The sequence below is a fragment of the Natrinema gari JCM 14663 genome, from assembly GCF_000337175.1.
Lineage (GTDB): Archaea > Halobacteriota > Halobacteria > Halobacteriales > Natrialbaceae > Natrinema > Natrinema gari.
This window is the reverse complement of record NZ_AOIJ01000040.1, coordinates 74,283-94,853: the sequence shown is the minus strand read 5'-3', so window position 1 is coordinate 94,853 and position 20,571 is coordinate 74,283. Positions and strand designations below refer to the sequence as shown.

The following is a 20,571-nucleotide window of genomic DNA, read 5'->3' as shown; positions in this document are numbered from 1 at the left end:
CGCGAACCGGTCCTTTCGCTCGCCGTGAGCGTCGAGGGTCGGCTCGAGCGTTTCCGCTTTCCACTCCGCTCGCCGCTCGCGGATATCGTCGAGCTCTTGAGTGTCAAACATGAGTGTGACTATCTCTGCCAGTATTCTAAAGTCTTGCTGTCGATCGCGCGACCCGGTCCGGTGGTGGAAGGAGTCGTTCCCGTCCGCTTGGATCGGTCTTTTCCGGATCGCCGACCGACGGTTTCGACCGTCGAACCACCCCGAGAGCGGACCCGTTCCGGCACTCCGATCGGGACCGACAAAACACTAAAGATGGTATGGTATGATTGACCATCCATGGGAGTAGATTACAAGGAGGCAGTCGGGAGCTTCGAATGGGACGTTCCAGAATCGTACGCGATTCCCTCAGTCGTTGCCGACCACGCCGAATCGTTCGGCGACCGCGTCGCCGTCCGCTTCCTCGACGAGGACGGGGGCCGCGATGAGCGGACGTACGCCGCCCTCCGTGACGGGATGAACCGCTTCGCGAACGGACTCGAGGCACTCGGCGTCGGGACCGGCGACCGCGTCATGCACCTCTTCCCGCGACACCCCGACGCGTTCGCCGTCCAGCTCGGCGCTCTCGCGACCGGATCCCTGCTGGTTCCCTGCTCGTCGATGCTCCGCTCGAAGGACATCGAATTCCGCGCGACCGACTGTAACGCGTCGACGATCGTCGTCCACGAGTCGCTGACCGACATGGTCGAACCGATCCTCGCGGAAACTCCCCTCGAGCGGATGATCGTGCTCGACGGTGATGGGGGAGACGACGGCGACCAGTGGACGACGTTCCGATCGGTGATCGACGGCCAGTCGACCGAGTACGACGGTCCCGACCTCTCCGCCGACGATCCGATGTCGATCAACTACACCAGCGGGACGACCGGCCAGCCGAAGCCGGTCTTGCACAAACACCGCTGGCAGTACTGTTTCAATCGGATCAACGCGCCCTACTGGTGGGGGATCGACGAGGAAACCGATCTCGAGGACGAACTGCTGTGGGCGACGACCGGGACCGGGTGGGCCAAGTGGTTCTGGAGCCCGGTCGGCGTCGGCCTGACGACCGGCGCGACGCAACTCATCTACGACGGCGAGTTCGAGCCCGACACCTTCCTCGAACTGTTGGCGTCGGAGGGCGTCACCAAGCTCTGTGCCGTTCCGACTCAGTACCGCATGCTCGCCAACGCCGACCTCGAAAGCTACGATGTCGAACTCGACGATACGCTCTCGGCGGGCGAACCGCTCAACCGCGAACCGATCGAGCGCATTCGAGACGCCTGGGGGGTCACCCCACGGGACGGCTACGGACAGACCGAGACCGTCGCCCTGGTCACGAACTATCCCGGGATCGATATCAAGCCCGGGAGCATGGGCAAGCCGACGCCGGGCGTCGGCGCGACGATCATCGATGTCGACGACGACGAGGAAGTCGAGCCGGGCGAAATCGGTGAGATCGCCGTCCCGGTCGAGTCACCGGCGATCTTCGATGGCTACTACGAGAAACCCCATCTCGACGAGGCGAAACTCTCCGGCGACTACTATCGGACGGGCGACCTCGCCTCCCGCGATGAAGACGGCTACTTCTTCTTCGAGGGCCGGGCCGACGACATCATCATCTCGTCGGGGTATCGTATCGGCCCCTTCGAGGTGGAGGACGCGCTCGTCAGCCACGACGCCGTCGCCGAGGCCGCCGTCGTCGACAGCCCACACGAGGAGCGCGGCAGCGTCGTCAAAGCCTACGTGATCCTCGCTGACGGCTATGAGGGGAGTCCGGAACTGAAAGACGACCTCCAGGCGTTCATGAAGGAAGAGACCGCGCCCTACAAGTATCCCCGCCGGATCGAGTTCACCGCGGAACTCCCCAAGACCTCGAGCGGAAAGATCCGCCGCGTCGAACTCCGCGAGAAAGAGCAGCACAAACACGGGTTATAGCGGGACGGCGTCGCCTCACGCGGCCGGATAGCGCGTAATCGTCGGCCGTCGCGTTCGGTTCGACGGTCGCGGTGTGATCCAGACGGAGTGATTCCCGTCCCAGTGAAACGCACTCGTGATAGTGGCAACAACAGTCGTGTGGACTGTTCATCGCACGTCGACCGTCGACGCGCGACCACAGTCGTCGCCGCTGATGAGAGTCGGGAGCTTTACTATGACTGTCCGAGCATCACCGAACGATGGCTCCACAGCTAGAGACGATCGACCGCGTCGGCGTCGTCGGCGCGGGGACGATGGGCAGTGGTATCGCACAGGTCGCCGCAACCGCGGGCTATGACGTCGTGATGCGCGATATCGAACAGGAGTACGTCGACAACGGCTTCGAGACGATCGCGGATAGTCTCGATCGGCTCGTCGCCAGAGAGCAACTGACCGACGCGGACGCCGCTGACGTTCGCGATCGAATCACCGGCACGACCGTCCTCGACGACCTCGCGGACTGTGACATCGTGGTCGAGGCGGCTCTCGAGGACCTCGAGGTCAAGCGCGACGTGTTCGCCGACCTCGACGCGATCTGTCACGACGATGCCGTCCTCGCGACGAACACGAGCACGCTCTCGATCACGTCGATCGCGAGCGCGACCGAGCGACCGGACGCCGTCGTCGGCCTACACTTCATGAACCCAGTGCCGATCATGGAGGGCGTCGAGATCGTCGTCGGCGAGAAGACGACCGACGAAGTCACCGACCTGGCACACGCGTTCGCCGAAGCGTTGGGGAAGACGACGTGGGAAGCCGACGACAAGCCCGGCTTCGTCACGAACCGCATCCTGATGCCGTGGATCAACGAAGGGATTCGGGCCTACGACGAGGGCGTCGCCTCGAAGGAGGACATCGATACGGGGATGGAACTGGGCACGAACGTCCCGATGGGACCGCTGACGCTGGCGGATCACATCGGCCTCGACGTCTGTCTCCACGCGTCCGAGACGCTCCACGAGGAACTCGGCGACCGGTACAAGCCCGCCTATCTCCTCAAACGGAAGGTCGAGGCCGGCGACCTCGGCAAGAAAACGGGCGTCGGATTCTACGAGTACGAGTAACGCTACTCCGACAGGTGCCGTGAGATGACTTCCTTCTGTATTTCCGACGTCCCCTCGTAGATCGTGGTGATCTTGGCGTCGCGGTAGTAGCGTTCGACGTCGAAGTCCTTGGTATACCCGTAGCCGCCGTGGACCTGCACCGCCTCGTTTGCGACATCGACTGCCGTCTCGCTCGCGAAGTACTTGGCCATGCTTGCCGCCTGCGGGTCAAGCCCGTCGTCGTTCTTTCGGGCGGCGTCGCGGGTCAGCAGCCGTGCGGCCTGGACGTCGGTCTGCATGTCCGCGAGTTTGTGGGCGATCGCCTGATGCTCGATGATCGGCTCCCCGAACTGTTCGCGTTCGTTGGCGTAGCTCACGGCGGCGTCGAGGGCGGCCTGGGCGACACCGACGGCCTGGCTGGCGATCGCGATCCGACCGCCGGTCAGGATCGAGAACGCGGCCTTCAATCCGTCGCCGACCTCCGTCAGCCGGTTCTCTTCCGGGATGCGTACGTCGTCGAAGAGCAGCGTCGTCGTGTCGCTGGCACGCAGTCCGAGTTTGTCCTCCTTCTTGCCGACTTCCAGCCCCGGCGTGTCCTTTGGCACCAGGAACTGCGTCACGGTGTCGGGATCGTCGCGATCGGTCTTCGCGAACAGGACGACGACGCCCGCTCGCTTGCCGTTCGTGATCCACTGTTTCTTCCCGTTGATGACGTACTCGCCGTCCTCGAGTCGGGCCTCGGTGCTCATCTCCGCCGGGTTCGAGCCGGCGTCGGGCTCGGACAGCGCGAAGGCACCGACCGGGCGACCGTCGACCATCTCGGGCAGCCACTCGTCTTTGTGCTCCTGGGTTCCGAACTGGCGGATACACGACGTCGCCAGACAGTGGACTGACAGGGCCGTCGCGACCGCCAGATGTCCTCGCCCTAGTTCTTCATTGACGATGCTGTACGTCACTTCGTCGGCGTCGAACCCGCCGTACTCCTCGGGAACCGTCAGCCCGGTCAGATCGAGCTCCGCGAGCCCGTCCCAGACGTCTTCCGGAAAAGTCTGGTCAGCGTCGTGCTCATCGATCCCCTCGAGAACGTCGGTCTCGACGAACTCTCGAACCGTGTCCCGTATAAGCTGCTGTTCGTTCGTCAACTCCATACGTGGTCTTTCGTGAGTGGGATAGTAAAGCGTCCGATTCCGCTGGTCGCCGTCCCGAGCCGTCCGAGCGAGCGATAGTCCACCGGCTCCGCTCGGTGCCCGACAGCGGCAGCGGCGTATCCGCTCCGCGAGCGCACGCCCTCGAGACCGGTGCTCTCGGTCGATGCGGCGGCCCGGGAGCCGGAGATAGGTAACTAAAAATAGCACCTCTCGAGAGGAGGTGGTATGACAGTTCGTCAGTCCAGAGAGGCGGCTATCGAACGCATCGACGACGGCGATACGGTCGGCATCGGCGGCTTCGTCGCCGTCGGACTCCCCGAGTACGTCCTTGAGGCGCTCGGCGAGCGATACGCCGAAACCGGCCAGCCCGGCGCACTCACGCTGTATCATCCCGCTGCGGAGGGCGACCGACAGGGTCGTGGCCTGTCACATCTCGTCCAGGATGGGCTGCTCGAGCGCACGATCGCGAGCCACTGGGGCTTTACGCCCGACCTGATGGAACGGATCGTCGACAACGAGATCGAGGCCTACAACCTCCCCTTCGGCGTGATGGATCACATGCTCCGCGACACCGCCGCGGGCAAGCCCGGCACGATCAGCCACGTCGGGCTTGGGACGTTCGTCGATCCGCGCCAGGACGGCGCGAAGGTCAACGACGTCACCGACGAGGACATCGTCGAGCTCATGACTGTCGATGGCGAGGAGTACCTGTTCTATCACTCGGTGCCGATCGACGTGGCGATCATCCGGGGGACGACGGCCGACAAAGACGGGAACGTCACCATGGAACGGGAAGCGCTCGATTCGAACGTGCTGGCGATGGCCCAGGCCGCCCACAACTCCGGTGGCACGGTGATCGCACAGGTCGAGCGCGTCACGGAGTCGGGCACGCTCACCGCACGCGACGTGGCCGTCCCCGGCGTGCTGGTCGATTCCATCGTCGAAGCGCCGCCGAGTCACCACCAGCAGACGTACGGCGACGCCTACAATCCCGCCTACAGCGGCGAGATCAAGCAGCCGACCGACGACGAGCGCGAGCCGCTCCCGCTCGACGCGCGGACGATCATCGCCCGCCGGGCCGCGATGGAACTCGAGCCGGATTCGGTTATCAACCTCGGGGTCGGCGTCCCGGAACTCGTGCCGGTCGTCGCGGCCGACGGCGGCGTCGATGACGAGATTACCCAGACCGTCGAGTCGGGTCCGGTCGGCGGTGCCGCATCCGGCGGGATCAGCTTCGGGACCGCGGTCAACCACGAGGCGCTCGTGTCCTCGCCCCAGCAGTTCGATTTCTACGACGGCGGCGGACTCGACATCGGCTTCCTGGGCATGGCACAGGCGGATGCCGCGGGCAACATCAACGTCAGCCGGTTCGGCTCACAACTGCCCGGCTGTGGCGGGTTCATCAATATCACCCAGAACGCCGACAAGGTCGTCTTCTGTGGCACCCTGACGACCGATGGTCTCGAGATCGCGACCGGAAACGGCGCGCTCGCGATCGAACGCGAGGGAACGAGCCCGAAGTTCGTCGAGTCGGTCGAGCAGATCACCTTCAGCGGCGAGTATGCCGTCGAAACCGAGCAGCCGATCGTCTACGTAACCGAACGCGCCGTTTTCGAACTCTCTCCCGAGGGTCTCGTCCTCACCGAGATCGCACCGGGTCTCGATCCCGAGACCGGTGTCATCGACGAGATGGGCTTCGAGCCGCTCGTGGCCGACGAGCTGGCGGAGATGGAGCCGCAACTGTTCGTCGATGATCCCCTCGATCTGACCGACGCGGTCTAGATCGAATTCCCGAGGATCGGCCGGGTCCGAACCGAAGCGCAAACCGTTAAGCGAGACGGCCGCGAACGCCCGATCGATGGTCGCATACGACAACCTCTCGATCGATCACGACGACGGCGTTGCAACGGTCACGCTCGATAGCACGGCCGGTCGAAACGCGCTGACCCTCGAGATGGCGAACGAACTGGTCTCGGTGGCGACGACCCTCGGCGAGGACCCGGACACGCGGTGTATCGTGCTGACACACGCGGGCGATTTCTTCGGCTCGGGAGCCGATCTCACCGCCCTGTCGGGTGACGACTCCGACGCGGCGCATATCCGGGAGCTAGCCGGGCGGGCCCACGAAGCGATCGTCCAGTTCCACCGGGCGAACACGCCGGTCGTTGGTGGCGTCAACGGGATCGCCGCCGGGATCGGGTTCAGTCTCACGCTGTTTCCCGACCTGCTCGTCCTCGGCGAGGACGCGACGCTCACGTTCGCGTATCCGGGCATCGGACTGACCGGCGACGGCGGCGCGACGTTCTTCCTGCCGCGACTGGTTGGTCTCCGTGCCGCCAAGGAGATCGTCCTCCGAGACGAGCCCATCGGACCCGAGGACGCCCGCGAACTGGGGCTGGCAACCGAGGTCGTTCCCGCCGACGAGTTCGACGACCGGCTGGCCGACGTGGCCGCTGAACTGGCCGCCGGACCGACTCACGCGTTCGGGACGACGACGCAGCTGCTAACCGACAGCTACGACCGCTCGCTCGAGCGCCAGCTTGCGGCGGAGACGGACGCAATCGCACGCGCGACGCGAACGGACGACTACGAACGCGGACTCGAGGCGTTCTTCGGCGACGACGAACCCGACTTCGTCGGCCGATAGGTGGCCGGCGATTACCGTCGGCATCGCGGGTCGCGGTCGGCCGCGTCGGCCGGAGACTGACCGTCGGCGACAGCGCCGCGGTACACCAACGGACCGATTGACACATCCAGCGCACAGCCGTCGTGCGAGCAGGTGTGCAGTGACGGTCAATGTTTCTATAGCCGTGACGGCTCCTGAATCCGCGTCCGACTCCGGACGAACGGCGACGCGTGTGGCCGGTCCCGATCAGACGTAATCGAGGTTGACCTGTGTCACGTTCGCCGACCGTTGGACGATATCGGCGATCTCCTCGCGCCTCGCCTCGTCGATGCGGCTCTGGGGGCCACAGACGCAGATCGCACCGCGGATGCGGTCTCCCTTGTCGAGTACCGGCGCGGAGAGACAGACCATGCCCGCGATTCGTTCGCCTTCGTCGACGGCGTACCCCTGTTCTCTGATCCGCTCGAGTTGGTCGAAGAGCACGTCGGGATCGGTAATCGTTTGCTTCGTCATCTCGACGAGTCCCTGTCGGTCGATGATCTCCCGAACTCGGTCGTCGGGCATGTGTGCGAGGATCGCTTTCCCGGGGGCTGCCGCGTGAAGCGGCATTCGGGCTCCGGGGTACGCGAACAGATTGACGGCGTCGGGCCCTTCCTGCACCGCGACGATCACGCACTGGTCGTTTTCCTCGACCAGCAGCGTGACGTGTTCGCCAGTCTCCGCCGCGATATCCTGGAGTTCGTCGCTGACGGCTTTGAACACTTCCAGCCGGTGGCGCTGTCGATGCCCGACCTCGAGAAACCGCGTCGTCGTCGAGTATTCCTTGTCCTCGACGGCGACGTAGCCCGTCGAGACGAGCGCCTGGAGGTAGTTGTGCACGGTACTGACGGGCATATCGAGGCGCTCCGCCAGCTCCGAGACCCGTCCGCTCCCGTTTTCCGCGAGTTCGTCGACGATCCTGAACGCCCGTTCGACCGACCGGTTCGATGTGCCCGTCATGACGCACCCGTTTCGTCGCAGCCATAGTAAACGTTCGGCTCCGTCGAATGGTTCTCCAAGGACTGTCCCGTGCCGAGGAGGAGAGTTCAAGACCGAGGCTTCGGTGGCGTCACTGAAAAAATAGCACAGCCGATACGCCCACCCAACGACCGCACAACGCTTCCGGACCGTAGCGAACATGCACTCCCTGCCGTGTTACTGGTGATATGACGTTTCGAAGGACCCGAAACGGATCTCGAGCAGGAGACCGGTAAGAGGCGATGAATCATCCGGTGAAAGAGATCCTACGGCCGACGTACAAGTGATTCGGCATCGTCGGAACGAATACCTTCGTCGATACCGAAACCACTCGGACGGGGTGTCCACGGTCCGCGGGGGAGGGCGACAGTTCGTTTCGAGAGAGTCGGATACTCCCGCGGTCTCATCCGTGTGTCTCTGTCCGGCCAGATGTTACACTCGTATGTGTGTAAATCCACGCAACCGGCCCCGCCCGATAGTTCCGAGCGGTGACTCGCCGCTGTCGGTGTGGCAGCGATCACGACTCGAAATCGAATCGAGCACTCGCCGCCCATCGAACCATCAGCTGCACCGATACTTTCTCTTCCATAGGGGTTCGCTCTCGAGCGGGCACACTCGGCGATTCGAGAGTGGCGGACCGGCCGGCAGTTGGAATCCAATCGGCTGCCGGTGCGCTCAGTTGGTCGTGGCCGGGTCGACAACCGTTCTCACCGGCTGCGAGCCGCATCGGTATTGAGCCGTGTCATCGTTTGAGCCGGACAAAACGGCCGTCTTTGCCGACTCTGGAATGGGACGCGACACAGTGAGCGACAGTCGCCGTGATTTCCGTCGAGCCAGCGTCGTTCTCACGGCAGTACTCCACGGTCGCAGGGTCCGATCTCGAGCCGAGACAGTGACACCCAACACAGCTCCAAAACAGACAGAGGTGCGATATTATGTCCAACCCATCACTTTCGAAGTATTTCATACAGGCCGACCCACTGATCGCTGCCTCGGCGATGGCATACGACGCGTACTGCTGGCATCGGCTCCGTGACCGCTGTACGCGGGCTCCTCGAGTTCACCTCGTGTCCGTTTGTGCGTCGGACAGCCTTCCGAGCGCTCGGCGACCTCGGCGTGGCATACGGTTACGGCAGAATCCATACGAGGTCGATGAGTCGGTCTAGCCACGATCGCTCCGCTTCGTCGTCCGTCCCGTCAGTCTTATCGGCCGGCATATAGCTGTCTCAATTCGTGCTGTAGACATATTTTTATCCCATGACCGTTGCGTTCCGAGTTAGCCGCTGCCTCCAACTGTCTCCACGCAGTCACGGGAGACGGGACCGTACGGTCTCCGACTCCGCAGTCGGATGAACCGATCCTCTTTAAGTGGAGAACGAGAATAGGGACGCGTACTGGCTCGTGCACCCGCGAGACACGGGCCGCGGAAACGACAACGTGGAGGCTATGTCGAACCACTACATTACAGCAGAGGAGCATCTGCCCGACGAAGAGCGTACAGAAACGACACTCCAGATTACAGATGCGGAGACGAAACGAATCTTCGAGGCTCGAGTACGGATCGCTCGCGAACCCGACGACCTCACCGATCCGACTCCACTGACCGTCGTCGCTGGACCACACGAAAACGTCAGCAAGGAGCGGTATATCGAACTCATCGACGAGATCGATTCGGCTGGCATCAACGAGGACCTCCTTCGTCGGCTCGCGAGCGATCAAGACGCGACGTCGAACATCGTCAACACGCGATCCGACGATCTCAAAGTGGTGTTGCGGTATCTCGTCGAATCGGGGCAGTACGATTCAACCGCCGAGGCCCTTCGGGAAATATCGTTTCAGTATCTCGCGGAGAACCAGCCCGCATTGCTGGATGCATACGAAAACGTCCGGACGGAGTTCGAGGACGACCCGCTCCGACGCGCCCGCTCGGAGCGCGAGCCATGACGGGGCCGTCGTTCCGGGAGTTCCTCCAGTCCCTCGACGACGCGGCTGCGCTCGTCTCGTTCAGTGATGACAGATCGTGGGATCTCGAGGTGAGTGCGATCACGACGCTCGCGAACCGCTCGGACGGCGAGGTGCCGGTCTTCGAGTCGGTCGGGGAGACCGCGATCGACGCGTCGCTCGTCGGCGATCCGTATCGCGGTCCGCGGTGTCGACCGTGGGACCACCTCGCCCAGGCGTTCGGGCTGGCGTCCGGGCTGTCGGGGCCCGCGTACTACGAGAGAATTGTGGATCGACTCCGGTCGCCCCGGGAGCCGCGGATCGTCGACCGCGACGCAGCCCCCTGTAAGGACGTCGTCGATACCGGGGCGGACGTCGACCTGTTGTCGATCCCCTGGCCGTATCTCCATCAGGGCGATGGCGGACGATATTCCAACCTCCACACCGTCGTCGCGCCGGACCCGGAGACCCAGTGGGGACACTGGTCGACCCATCGGATGATGATCCACGACGACGCCCTTGCTAGTCTGTTGTTGCTGGCGGGCGAACAGGCCCCGAACCTCTACTACTACGACTACGAACCGCGCGCGGAACCGATGCCGGTCGCGGTCGTCCTCGGCGCTGAACCGGCCGTCCAGTGCAGTACGGAAATGTGGATTCCGACCGGCCGGAGCGAAGCGGCCTTCGCGGGCGGCTTGAAAGACGGCCCGGTCGACCTCGTCGCGTGCGAGACGAACGACCTCTACGTCCCGGCGACGGCGGAACTCGTCCTCGAGGGCCGGGTGCTTCCGGGCGAGCGACTCGACGAGGGACCGTTCGGCGATTACTTCGGATACATGAACGGGCCGCGGCGGTCCATGCCGGTATTCGCGGTCGACGCGATAACCCGCCGCACCGAGCCGCGGGTGCCGTTTTGCGTCGAAGGAACCGGGGTCGGATACGGCCAGAACTCGAGCAGCACGCTCCAGACCGCTGCAGCAGGCCCCGACGCGACCCTCGGCCTTCGGGCGGCCGGCTTCGACGTCACGATGGCCGTCCCGTGGCGCTTTACGTCTCGCACCGTCTGGGTCATCGCGACGGACCGTCCCTATCCGGGCTATCTCCACGAACTGGCGAACTTCGTGTTTACGACCTGGGGAATGCTTCACATCGATTTCTTCGTGTTCGTCGACGCCGATACCGACCCGCTCGACCCGCGGGCCGTACTGACGGCGATCGCGCTCGAGGCCGATCCGGACGCGGACTTTCACCAGTTCGGCGTCGAGCGGATGCCGAAAGTCCCCCTCAACATCTACCAGACCCCCGACGAGAAGGGCAGCGCCGACGTCGGAACCTCGAAAGCCAAGACCGCGAAGGCGTACATCGACGCGACCAGCGAGTCCCCCGCGGAGGACGGACCCGACGACGAGTCGCTGCGAAAGCGAGCGCAGCAACACCTCGTCGACGCGGGCGTCTCGCCGGTACCGTTTGCCCACCTCGAGGAGCGAACCGGTGAGTCACGATGATTCCGTTCACACAATACCTGCGGGGGTTAGCGAGCGACGATGATCTCGTGACCCTCGACGACCCTGACGACGTTCCCGTGGACGTGGTCGCGGCGGAAGCGCTCCGCGCGAGCGGACCGGCGATCCGATACGAACGGGTCGACGGCGTCGATCTCGCCAGCGGGACGTTCAGCGGTCCCGATCAAATGCAGCGCCGGGACTCCCACCCGTGGTCGCGGCTCGCCTTGGGTCTCGGACTCGATCCCGACGCGCCGTTCGTCACCCTGTTGGACACGATCACGGCCCTCGGCCCGGCTGACGGTGTGGAACCGACGTACGCGGGACAGGCCGCGTCACGCACCGTCGACGGCGTTCAGGAACTGCAGTTGCCCCGGGGCACCGACGACGTCTGGCCCTCGCTGACCCTGGGGGTCGTGTCGGTCGCGACGGCCGACGGATCGCACTGGGCACCGATCTACGGGTCCGTCATCAGCGACGACACGCTCGGCGTTTACACGCCCGCCGCGGTCTCGTCACTGCTCGACGACGGCGGGACGCTTTCGATCGCCCTCGGCGTGCCGCCGGCGGCGATCACGACCGCCTATCTGCTCACGGTCACGGGCCGTATCGAACACCCAGTGCAGGACTGCGGCGTCGCGGACAACGTCCCGCTCGTCCCGACGAACGGCGGCCTCGTCCCGAGTGCGACGGAACTGGTCATCGAGACGACGGTTGAGGATCGACACCCCGACTTCCAGTCGGACCGGCAGGAGGCGTGGGAGCACGTCGTCGCGAGCACGCCGTTGGCCCTCTCTATCGAGCGAGTGATCGCGACCGACGACCCGGTGCTCCCGGTGTCCCCCGTCGGACGACCGCTCGCGGACGACGTACAGCTCACGGGACTTGCGGCGGCAGCGACGCTGTACCATCGGGTCAACGATTACTGGGGGATCTCGCCCGTCGAGTGGGTGTTGTTGCCGGCGGAGACCGAACTCGGAATCTGCTTCGTCGCCACGGACGTCCTCTATGCCGGCTTCGAGTGGCAACTCGCCAACATCCTCTTTACGTTCTCGTCACTGTTCGATACCGTCGTTATCGTCGATGAGGACGTCTCGCCGCGAGACCTCGGGCGCGTCCTCGGCGATATCTGGGTGAAAGCGCACCCGTCTCGAGACTGGATCTTCAGCGAATCGGCCGCGCCGGCGGCGAAGCGGCCCCGATATCGTCAGGACGGGGAAACCGGCGCTCGGTTGTACGTGAACGCGGCCTGGGACCCCCGATGGGAGGATTCGTACATCGCCCCGCGAGTCGCGTTCGAACAGTCGTTCCCGGGACCCGTTCGTGACGCTGCTCGACAGGCCTGGAACGGCCGTCACGACACGGAACGCGACGGCGAACGCGACGAGACCTGAGAGCCGGACGCGAAGCCGAACACTATCGGTCCAATATGTACTATGACGTATGTACTGAAAACAGATGCGTTTACGCAAACCGGTACCGTGAACGAGTCTATAATTTCAGTGTTCGTGTCCAGTGTTATGCTATTGTTGGTGCAGAATTTACCGGTACAGCTATATACGGTGAAGGGATTGCGGGGCGGTGTATGGTGTCCAGCCACAATCTGTCCGACTACGAGGCCGAACGGGAGCAGTTCTCGTGGGACGACATCTACGCGGCAGCCGACTGGGACGCACCAGGGCAACTCAACATCGGACACGAGGTCGCCGATCGGCACGCGACCGAACGCGAGACGGTCGCGCTCTATCAGGTCGGGACCGACGGGGAGTTGACCAAGATGACCTTCTGGGAGCTGGCCGATCGCTCGAGCCAGTTCGCGAACGTTCTCGAGGGGCTGGGCGTCGAACAGGGTGACCGCGTGTTCTCGTATATGCCACGGATTCCCGAACACTACGTGGCGATGGTGGGGACGCTGAAGCGGGGGGCCGTCTGGGGGAGCGTCAACGAGCGGTTCGGACCGGACGGCATCTCCTATCGGCTCGACGACTGCGACGCGAAAGTGCTCGTGACGACGACCGACAACCGCGAGACGGTCGCGGACGCGCTCGCGGACGCACCGACGGTCGAACACGTTATCACGGTCGACCGCGGCGGCGGCGCGCCCGCGGACGATGTCGTCTTCAATACGGCACTCGACGGCGCGAGTACGGACTACGAGGCCGCCGACACCGGCGGCGAGGACGACGCCTTGCTCTATTACACGTCGGGGACGACCGGGTTGGCGAAGGGCGTCCGCCACAAACAGCGATGGGTGGCCGGCGTGGCGGCGACCCAGCGGTACACCGTCGATCTCCAGCCCGGTGACCTCTACTGGAGTACGGGCGATCTGGGCTGGCTGACCGGCGTGATCAACACGCTCGGGGCCTGGTTCTGGGGTGCTTCGCTGTTCACCTACGAGGGCGAGTTCGACCCCGAAACATGGGCGGCCCTGCTCGACGAATATCCGATCACCGTGCTGTTCTCGGTGCCGACGGCCTATCGGATGCTCCGCGAGAACGAGTCCGTCCTCGCCGATGTCGACCTCGAGCTGCGACACGCGCTCTCGATCGGCGAGCCACTCAGCGCCGGCGTCGTCGACTGGGGGGAGGACGAACTCGGCGTCACCATCCTCGACACCTACGGCCAGACGGAGACGGGCAACATGATCATCAACAACTACCCGACGATGGAGCTGCGACCCGGCTCGATGGGCAAGCCGCTCCCTGGCATCGAGGCCGACATCGTCGACCCCGAAACCGGTGCCGTGCTCGAGCCCGGTGAAACGGGTGAGATCGCCCAGCGCGGGGACTATCCCTGCTTCTTCGACGAATACTGGCAGAAACCGGACAAGACCGCGTCGTGTTTCGTCGACGGACCGGACGGGGAGTGGTACCTCTCGGGGGATCTCGCGCACAAGGACGAGGACGGCTACTTCTGGTTCGAGGGGCGTGCGGACGACGTCATCCTGTCCTCGGGCTACCGGATCGGCCCGTTCGAGGTCGAGAGTTCGCTGGGCGAACACGAGGCCGTCGCCGAGGCGGCCGTCGTGCCTAAACCCCACATGGAGCGGGGCAACATCGTGAAGGCCTACGTCGTGCCAAGCGAGGGCACAACGCCGTCCGCGGACCTCAAGGAGGACATCAGGACCCACGTGCGCGACGAGCTCTCGGCCCACGAGTACCCCCGGGAGATCGAGTTCCGCGAGGAACTGCCGAAGACGGTCACCGGGAAGATCCGTCGAACCGAACTCCAAGACGACGCGGAAGAAGAGACCGAGAAATCGACGTAAGCGACTGTCTCTCGAGACGATCGATCACGAAGACGTAATCACGCAGATCACACAATGAATTTCGAAGCTACCACCGAACGTTCGATGATTCAGTCGACCGCGGAAGCGGTCGCAGCCGAATACGGACCGGAGTATTGGCGGGAGAAAGAGGAAGCCGGCGAATTCGCCAAGGGGTTCTGGGACGAACTCGCGGACGCCGGCTTCCACGGACTGTTGATCCCGGAGAAGTACGACGGTGCCGGGATGGGTATGCAGGAGATGGGACTGGCGATGGAGACGCTCTGTGCCGAGGGCTGTGGCATGGCCGGCACCTGGTATCTGGTGCTCACCGCCGGCATGGCCGCCGTCGGCATCCGCGAGAACGGCACCGAGGCCCAGCAGGAGCGGTATCTCCCCGACATCGCGGCCGGGAAGCGGAACTTCTCGATCGGGATCACCGAGCCCGAAGCGGGAACGAACACGCTGAACGTCGCCACGCGAGCGGAGAAAGACGGCAACGAGTACGTCCTCAACGGACAGAAAGCGTGGATTACCTTCTCCGACCGGGCGGAGAACATGATCATCGTCACCCGCACGACGCCGCTCGAGGAGGTCGATCGGGGCACCGATGGTATCAGCCTCTTTATCGTTGACATGGATGCGCCCGGCATCGACGTCTCGCCGATCGCCAAACACGGCATCAACTACTCGAAGTCGTGCGAAGTGTTCCTCGAGAACGTCCGCGTACCCGAGGAGAACCTGTTAGGCGAGGAAGACGAGGGCTGGTGGGCGCTCGTCGACATGTTGAACCCCGAGCGCATCGGCTTTGCCGCGGCCGGAACGGGGATCGGAAAACTGGCCGCGGACACGGCCATCGAGTACGCCACCGACCGCGAGGTGTTCGACGCGCCGATCGGGAGTCACCAAGCCGTCTCGTTCCCGATCACGCAGGCCTACGCGCGGATGGAAACGGCGTCGCTCATGCGCGAGAAAGCCGCCTGGCTCTACGACCAGGGCGAGGAGTGTGGCTACGAGACGAACGTCGCGAAGGCGACGGCCGTCGAGGCCGGCATCGAGGCCGTCAAGCAGTCGATGCAGGCGTTTGGCGGCTGGGGCTACGCGACGGAGTACGACGTCGAGCGCTGGTGGCGTGAGATCAACCTCACGAGACTCGCGCCGGTCTCCCAGCAGATGGCCTACAACCACATCGGCCAGGAACTCGGCTTCCCCAAATCCTACTGACCATGTTCGACAAAGTTCTCGTCGCGAACCGCGGCGAAATCGCGGTGCGCGTCATGGCTGCCTGCGAAGAACTGGGCTGTGAAACGGTCGCCGTCTACAGCGATGCCGACCGCGACGGCGGCCACGTCGAGTACGCCGACGAGGCGTACAACGTCGGCCCGTCGCCGGCCAGCGAATCGTACCTCGATCAGGAGGAAATCATCGACGTCGCCGAGCGGGCCGGCGCGGATGCGATCCACCCCGGCTACGGGTTCCTCGCGGAAAACGCCGACTTCGCCCGCCGCGTCGAGGAGACGCCGGATCTCACGTGGGTCGGCCCACCCAGCGACGCCATGGAAACCCTCGGCGAGAAGACGAAGGCCCGAACCGTCATGCAGGAAGCCGGCGTCCCGGTCGTTCCGGGAACGACCGACCCGGTCGACGACGCCGACGAGGTGCGGGCGCTCGGCGAGGAGTTCGGCTATCCCATCGCCATCAAGGCCGAAGGCGGCGGTGGCGGCCGCGGCATGAAGATCGTCCGCAGCGAGGCCGAAGTCGACGACGCCCTCGAGAGCGCCCGCCGCGAAGGTGAGGCTTACTTCGGTAACGACTCGGTCTACGTCGAAAAGTACCTCGAGGCACCCAAACACATCGAGGTGCAGGTGCTCGCGGACCGGCACGGCAACGTCCGTCACCTCGGCGAACGCGACTGTTCGCTCCAGCGTCGCCACCAGAAGGTCATCGAGGAGGCCCCGAGCCCGGCCCTCGACGACGACCTGCGCGGCGACATCGGCGAGGCTGCCCGGCAGGGCGTCCGCGAAGCCGGGTACACGAACGCCGGCACGGTGGAGTTCCTCGTGGAAGACGGCGAGTTCTACTTCATGGAGGTGAACACCCGCATCCAGGTCGAACACACCGTCAGCGAGGAAGTGACCGGGATCGATATCGTCCGCTGGCAGTTGCGAGTCGCCGCCGGCGACGAACTCGCCTTCGCCCAGGACGACGTGGCGATCGACGGCCACGCGATCGAGTACCGGATCAACGCCGAGAACCCGGCCGCCGACTTCGCGCCCACCCCCGGACAACTGACGACCTACCGGCCGCCGACGAGTATCGGGATTCGCCTCGATCACGCGGTCGCCCAGGGCGACGAGATCGGCGGCGACTACGACTCGATGATCGGGAAGCTGATCGTCAGCGGCGACGACCGCGACCACTGCCTCGAGCGCTCGAAGCGCGCGCTCGAGCACTTCGTCGTCGAGGGCGTCCACACGACGATCCCGTTCCACCGACTGATGCTCGACGACGAGACCTTCGTCGCGGGCGATCACACGACGAAGTACCTCGATCGCGAACTCGATGCCGACGCACTCGAGGCGGCCGTCGACCGCTGGGGTCCCACAACGGCCGCCGGCGGCGACGGCACGGGAGCGACGACCAACGAGGTGACCGTCGAGGTCGACGGCAAGCGGTTCGATGTCGTCATCGAGGACGGGCTCCCGCGAGCGACGGCCGGAAGTGCCGATACCGGCGGCGGCTCCAGTGGCGGAGCCGCAACGACGGATACTGCCGAGGTCGCGACCGCCGACGCCATCACCGCGGAGATGCAGGGAACGATCCTCTCCGTCGCCGTCGATGCGGGTGACGAGGTCGCCGCCGGCGACGTCGTCTGCGTGCTCGAGGCGATGAAAATGGAGAACGACGTCGTCGCCGCCGCCGGCGGGACGGTCGAGTCAGTCCCGATCACGGAGGGCGATTCCGTCGACATGGGCGATACGCTCGTCACACTGGAGTAACACCGATGCGAATTCGAATTTCAACGGACACGACCGACGCGGAGGCACAGGCGATCGCCGAGGCGATGGCGTCGCAGTACCGAGACGACGTCACCGTCGTCACCGACGGCGGCGAGGAGATCGGCAGCGCGTCCTACGACGGCGGTACCGACGCGACGGCCGCGGCCGACCCGGACTCGGAACTCGGCCCGACGGCCCGCGAGGAGACGCTGCTGGACGAGATCGACGACATCCTCGCGGGCGGGCCGGAGAAGTACAAAGACCAACTGCCCGACCAGGGGAAGCTGTTCGTCCGCGACCGGATCGATCTCTGGTTCGGCGACGACTTCCTCTTCGAGGACGGCAAGTTCGCGGCGTTCGACGACTGGCATCCGGACGGTGCGAACACCGACGCGGACGACGACGACCGGCTACCGGCCGACGGGCTGATTACGGGCGCTGCCGAGTTCGAGGGACGAGACGTCCACTTCATGGCCAACGATTACACGGTCAAGCGCGGCAGCATGGCCGCAAAGGGCGTCGAGAAATTCCTGCGAATGCAACAGCGCGCCCTGAAGACGGGCAAGCCGGTGCTGTACCTGATGGACTCCTCGGGCGGGCGGATCGACCAGCAGACCGGCTTCTTCGCCAACCGCGAGGGCATCGGGAAATACTACTACAACCACTCGATGCTTTCCGGTCGAGTCCCCCAGATTTGCGTGCTTTACGGCCCCTGTATCGCCGGCGCGGCGTACACCCCCGTCTTCGCGGACTTTACCGTCATGGTCCGGGACGTGAGCGCGATGGCCATCGCCAGCCCGCGCATGGTCGAGATGGTCACCGGCGAACAGATCGATCTCCAGGAACTGGGCGGTCCGGACGTTCACGCACAGCACTCCGGGAGTGCGGACCTCATCGCCGAAGACGAGGAACACGCCCGCGAACTGGTCGCCCAACTCATCGGCTATCTCCCAAACAACAGCGACGAGACTCCGCCCCGGACGGACGGGCAGGCACCCGCCGCCTCGCCCGACGGCATCGACGCCGTCGTTCCCCAGGAACCCAACAAGGGCTACGACATGTTCGACGTTATCGACCGGATCGTCGACGCGGGGTCGACGCTCGAGTTGCGTTCCGAGTACGGGCCGGAGATCATCACCGCCTTCGCCCGGATCGACGGCCGGCCGATCGGGATCGTCGCCAACCAGCCGGCACACCGGGCGGGCGCGATCTTCCCCGACGCCGCCGAGAAGGCCGCCGAATTCATCTGGACCTGTGACGCCTACGACATCCCGCTGCTCTACCTCTGTGACACGCCCGGCTTCATGGCCGGCTCACAGGTCGAGAAAGACGGGATCCTGGAGCAGGGTAAGAAGATGATCTACGCGACCTCGTCGGCGACGGTGCCCAAGCAGTCGGTGGTCGTCCGCAAGGCCTACGGCGCGGGCATCTATGCGATGTCCGGCCCCGCTTACGACCCCGAGAGCGTCATCGGGCTTCCGTCGGGCGAAATCGCCATCATGGGCCCCGAAGCGGCGATCAACGCGGTCTACGCCCGCAAGCTCGCCGAGATCGACGACGAGGAAGAGCGCAAGCGAATGGAGCAGGAACTCCGCGAGGAGTACCGCGAGGACATCGATGTCCACCGGATGGCAAGCGAGGTCGTCATCGACGAAATCGTCCCGCCAAGCGACTTGCGGGAGGAACTCGAGGCGCGGTTTGCCTTCTACGAGACCGTCGAGAAGGACCTGCCCGACAAGAAACACGGCACCGTCCTCTGATCACCGCCCGAACGTCTCCAGATAAGCCATGACAGGACGCTACTACGAGGAGTTCGAGGTCGGCGAGACCATCGAACACGAGAAGCGACGGACGATCAGCGAACGCGACAACCAGCAGTTCTGCGACATGACGATGAACCAGCAGCCGTTGCATCTCGACGCCGAGTTCGCGTCGGGGACGCAGTTCGACGGGCGGCTGGTCAACGGGCTCTACACCATGAGCCTGGCCGTCGGGCTCACGATCCCCGATACCACCGACGGCACGATCGTCGCGAACCTGTCGTACGACAACATCGAACATCCGAACCCGGTCTATCACGGCGATACGATCCGGGTTCAGTCGACGGTTACCGACAAGCGAGAGACCAGCGACGGCGAGCGCGGCATCGTCACCATGCACGTCGACGTGTTCAAAGTGAACGATCCCGAGGAACCGCTGGTCTGTGAGTTCGACCGGACCGCGCTCTCGCTGAAACGCGAGCACGCCGACTGACATCCCCCTCGGCGTGAACGTCGGGGAGACATCAGTCGGCGACGCCGACGATCCAGCGCCACCGCTGTTCGACGGTCCCCTCGAGACCGCCAAGCAGGTCGCGCGCCTTCGCGACGCGCTCGTCGGCGGCGAGGTTCGGGTAGAGGCGCGCCGCCATCGCCGGAATCGCGTGGAACCGCCGCACGTCGGCGGCCGTCGTCGCGAACCGCCAGGTGCCCGTGGTGACGGAAAACGCCTCGGCAAGCGCCGCCTCCACCACGTCGGCACCCGTCGGCGACCGCGATTCCCGCTCGAGGTCCGCGAAGACGTCCGTGCCGTCGGCGTCGACCCAGCCACACGGCGCGACGGCACCGACGACCCCGCCCGGCCGCAGGACGCGGGCGGCTTCCCGCGTCGCGACCGGCGGGTCAGGGACGAGAAAGAGCGACGCGGTAAACGCGACGCCGTCGAACGAGCCGTCGGCGAACGGCAGGTGATCGAAGTCGGCCTGAACCCGCGGCGCGGCCTCGAGTTCGCGCAGCATCTCGCGGCTGATGTCCAGCGCGACTGTGCGCTGTGCCCGCGCGGCGAAAACGCGCGTACTCGCGCCCGTGCCGGCACCGGCGTCGAGGACGGACTCGAACGGGCCGTCGACTCGAGCCGACAGTTCGGCGGCCAGCAGCGTTGCGAGTGCGGTGAAGCGGCCGGTTCGCTGCTCGTAGGCGTCGTAAGCGGTGACGCTGTCGTCGAAGTTCGTTCGGACGACGGCCTTCATACGCTCGGCAACGAGCGGCGAG

At 64.9% G+C, this 20,571-nt stretch carries 15 protein-coding genes; 12 read left to right on the top strand and 3 right to left on the bottom strand.

Annotated elements, in window-relative coordinates; genetic code table 11:
• The first annotated feature begins 327 nt into the window (after positions 1–327).
• Both C486_RS05860 and C486_RS05855 read left to right on the top strand, forming a co-directional pair.
• Positions 328–1,962: an acyl-CoA synthetase gene (locus C486_RS05860; protein ID WP_008454098.1), complete on the top strand. Its 1,635-nt coding sequence runs from the start codon at positions 328–330 to the stop codon at positions 1,960–1,962.
• Positions 1,963–2,201: 239 nt separating this feature from the next.
• Complete coding sequence (locus tag C486_RS05855; protein WP_008454097.1) at positions 2,202–3,065, top strand: 3-hydroxyacyl-CoA dehydrogenase family protein; 864 nt, start codon at positions 2,202–2,204, stop codon at positions 3,063–3,065.
• A gap of 2 nt (positions 3,066–3,067) precedes the next feature.
• Here the strand turns inward: C486_RS05855 and C486_RS05850 are convergent, their stop codons facing one another.
• Entirely contained in the window at positions 3,068–4,192 is a 1,125-nt protein-coding gene (locus tag C486_RS05850; RefSeq protein ID WP_008454095.1) for an acyl-CoA dehydrogenase family protein, read from the bottom strand.
• Positions 4,193–4,417: 225 nt separating this feature from the next.
• Between C486_RS05850 and C486_RS05845 the strand changes: the two genes are divergently transcribed.
• Together C486_RS05845 and C486_RS05840 are read left to right on the top strand one after the other, a co-directional pair.
• The gene (locus C486_RS05845; RefSeq protein WP_008454093.1) at positions 4,418–5,974 is read left to right on the top strand and encodes an acyl CoA:acetate/3-ketoacid CoA transferase; all 1,557 of its coding nucleotides are present in this window, start codon (positions 4,418–4,420) and stop codon (positions 5,972–5,974) included.
• A 76-nt stretch (positions 5,975–6,050) separates the two neighbouring features.
• Complete coding sequence (locus tag C486_RS05840) at positions 6,051–6,839, top strand: enoyl-CoA hydratase/isomerase family protein (protein ID WP_008454092.1); 789 nt, start codon at positions 6,051–6,053, stop codon at positions 6,837–6,839.
• A 225-nt stretch (positions 6,840–7,064) separates the two neighbouring features.
• Here the strand turns inward: C486_RS05840 and C486_RS05835 are convergent, their stop codons facing one another.
• Positions 7,065–7,817 carry an IclR family transcriptional regulator gene (locus tag C486_RS05835; protein ID WP_008454090.1) on the bottom strand — a complete coding sequence of 251 codons (753 nt, stop codon included), beginning with the start codon at positions 7,815–7,817 and terminating at the stop codon, positions 7,065–7,067.
• Positions 7,818–9,281: 1,464 nt separating this feature from the next.
• Here C486_RS05835 and C486_RS05830 point away from each other — a divergent pair.
• From C486_RS05830 to C486_RS05795, 8 genes are all read left to right on the top strand, one after another.
• A complete protein-coding gene (locus C486_RS05830; RefSeq protein ID WP_014864003.1) occupies positions 9,282–9,779 on the top strand; it encodes a hypothetical protein in 498 nt (165 codons plus the stop codon).
• Positions 9,776–11,281 (top strand): UbiD family decarboxylase, encoded by a 1,506-nt coding sequence (locus tag C486_RS05825; protein WP_008454087.1) that lies wholly within the window; start codon positions 9,776–9,778, stop codon positions 11,279–11,281. The genes C486_RS05830 and C486_RS05825 overlap by 4 nt, the downstream gene beginning before the upstream one ends.
• The gene (locus tag C486_RS05820; RefSeq protein ID WP_008454086.1) at positions 11,278–12,672 is read left to right on the top strand and encodes a UbiD family decarboxylase domain-containing protein; all 1,395 of its coding nucleotides are present in this window, start codon (positions 11,278–11,280) and stop codon (positions 12,670–12,672) included. Before C486_RS05825 ends, C486_RS05820 begins: the two co-directional genes overlap by 4 nt.
• A gap of 191 nt (positions 12,673–12,863) precedes the next feature.
• On the top strand, positions 12,864–14,546 hold the full coding sequence (locus tag C486_RS05815) for an acyl-CoA synthetase (protein ID WP_008454084.1): 1,683 nt from the start codon (positions 12,864–12,866) through the stop codon (positions 14,544–14,546).
• A 54-nt stretch (positions 14,547–14,600) separates the two neighbouring features.
• Positions 14,601–15,767 (top strand): acyl-CoA dehydrogenase family protein, encoded by a 1,167-nt coding sequence (locus C486_RS05810; protein WP_008454081.1) that lies wholly within the window; start codon positions 14,601–14,603, stop codon positions 15,765–15,767.
• A gap of 2 nt (positions 15,768–15,769) precedes the next feature.
• A complete protein-coding gene (locus tag C486_RS05805) occupies positions 15,770–17,542 on the top strand; it encodes an acetyl/propionyl/methylcrotonyl-CoA carboxylase subunit alpha (protein ID WP_008454080.1) in 1,773 nt (590 codons plus the stop codon).
• Between the two features lie 5 nt (positions 17,543–17,547).
• A complete protein-coding gene (locus C486_RS05800) occupies positions 17,548–19,302 on the top strand; it encodes an acyl-CoA carboxylase subunit beta (protein WP_008454078.1) in 1,755 nt (584 codons plus the stop codon).
• A gap of 28 nt (positions 19,303–19,330) precedes the next feature.
• Positions 19,331–19,795: a MaoC family dehydratase gene (locus C486_RS05795; RefSeq protein WP_008454076.1), complete on the top strand. Its 465-nt coding sequence runs from the start codon at positions 19,331–19,333 to the stop codon at positions 19,793–19,795.
• A gap of 31 nt (positions 19,796–19,826) precedes the next feature.
• Here C486_RS05795 and C486_RS05790 read toward each other — a convergent pair whose 3' ends face one another.
• Positions 19,827–20,549 carry a class I SAM-dependent methyltransferase gene (locus C486_RS05790; RefSeq protein ID WP_049910202.1) on the bottom strand — a complete coding sequence of 241 codons (723 nt, stop codon included), beginning with the start codon at positions 20,547–20,549 and terminating at the stop codon, positions 19,827–19,829.
• Positions 20,550–20,571: the final 22 nt, after the last annotated feature.

What these genes read in the sequence shown, in the direction of transcription:
- C486_RS05795 (WP_008454076.1), top strand. Translation starts at nt 19,331, where the DNA reads ATGACAGGACGCTACTACGAGGAGTTCGAGGTCGGCGAGACCATCGAA.
- C486_RS05840 (WP_008454092.1), top strand. Translation starts at nt 6,051, where the DNA reads ATGGTCGCATACGACAACCTCTCGATCGATCACGACGACGGCGTTGCA.
- C486_RS05805 (WP_008454080.1), top strand. Translation starts at nt 15,770, where the DNA reads ATGTTCGACAAAGTTCTCGTCGCGAACCGCGGCGAAATCGCGGTGCGC.
- C486_RS05810 (WP_008454081.1), top strand. Translation starts at nt 14,601, where the DNA reads ATGAATTTCGAAGCTACCACCGAACGTTCGATGATTCAGTCGACCGCG.
- C486_RS05790 (WP_049910202.1), bottom strand. Translation starts at nt 20,549, where the DNA reads ATGAAGGCCGTCGTCCGAACGAACTTCGACGACAGCGTCACCGCTTAC.
- C486_RS05830 (WP_014864003.1), top strand. Translation starts at nt 9,282, where the DNA reads ATGTCGAACCACTACATTACAGCAGAGGAGCATCTGCCCGACGAAGAG.
- C486_RS05860 (WP_008454098.1), top strand. Translation starts at nt 328, where the DNA reads ATGGGAGTAGATTACAAGGAGGCAGTCGGGAGCTTCGAATGGGACGTT.
- C486_RS05850 (WP_008454095.1), bottom strand. Translation starts at nt 4,192, where the DNA reads ATGGAGTTGACGAACGAACAGCAGCTTATACGGGACACGGTTCGAGAG.
- C486_RS05855 (WP_008454097.1), top strand. Translation starts at nt 2,202, where the DNA reads ATGGCTCCACAGCTAGAGACGATCGACCGCGTCGGCGTCGTCGGCGCG.
- C486_RS05815 (WP_008454084.1), top strand. Translation starts at nt 12,864, where the DNA reads ATGGTGTCCAGCCACAATCTGTCCGACTACGAGGCCGAACGGGAGCAG.
- C486_RS05820 (WP_008454086.1), top strand. Translation starts at nt 11,278, where the DNA reads ATGATTCCGTTCACACAATACCTGCGGGGGTTAGCGAGCGACGATGAT.
- C486_RS05800 (WP_008454078.1), top strand. Translation starts at nt 17,548, where the DNA reads ATGCGAATTCGAATTTCAACGGACACGACCGACGCGGAGGCACAGGCG.
- C486_RS05845 (WP_008454093.1), top strand. Translation starts at nt 4,418, where the DNA reads ATGACAGTTCGTCAGTCCAGAGAGGCGGCTATCGAACGCATCGACGAC.
- C486_RS05825 (WP_008454087.1), top strand. Translation starts at nt 9,776, where the DNA reads ATGACGGGGCCGTCGTTCCGGGAGTTCCTCCAGTCCCTCGACGACGCG.
- C486_RS05835 (WP_008454090.1), bottom strand. Translation starts at nt 7,817, where the DNA reads ATGACGGGCACATCGAACCGGTCGGTCGAACGGGCGTTCAGGATCGTC.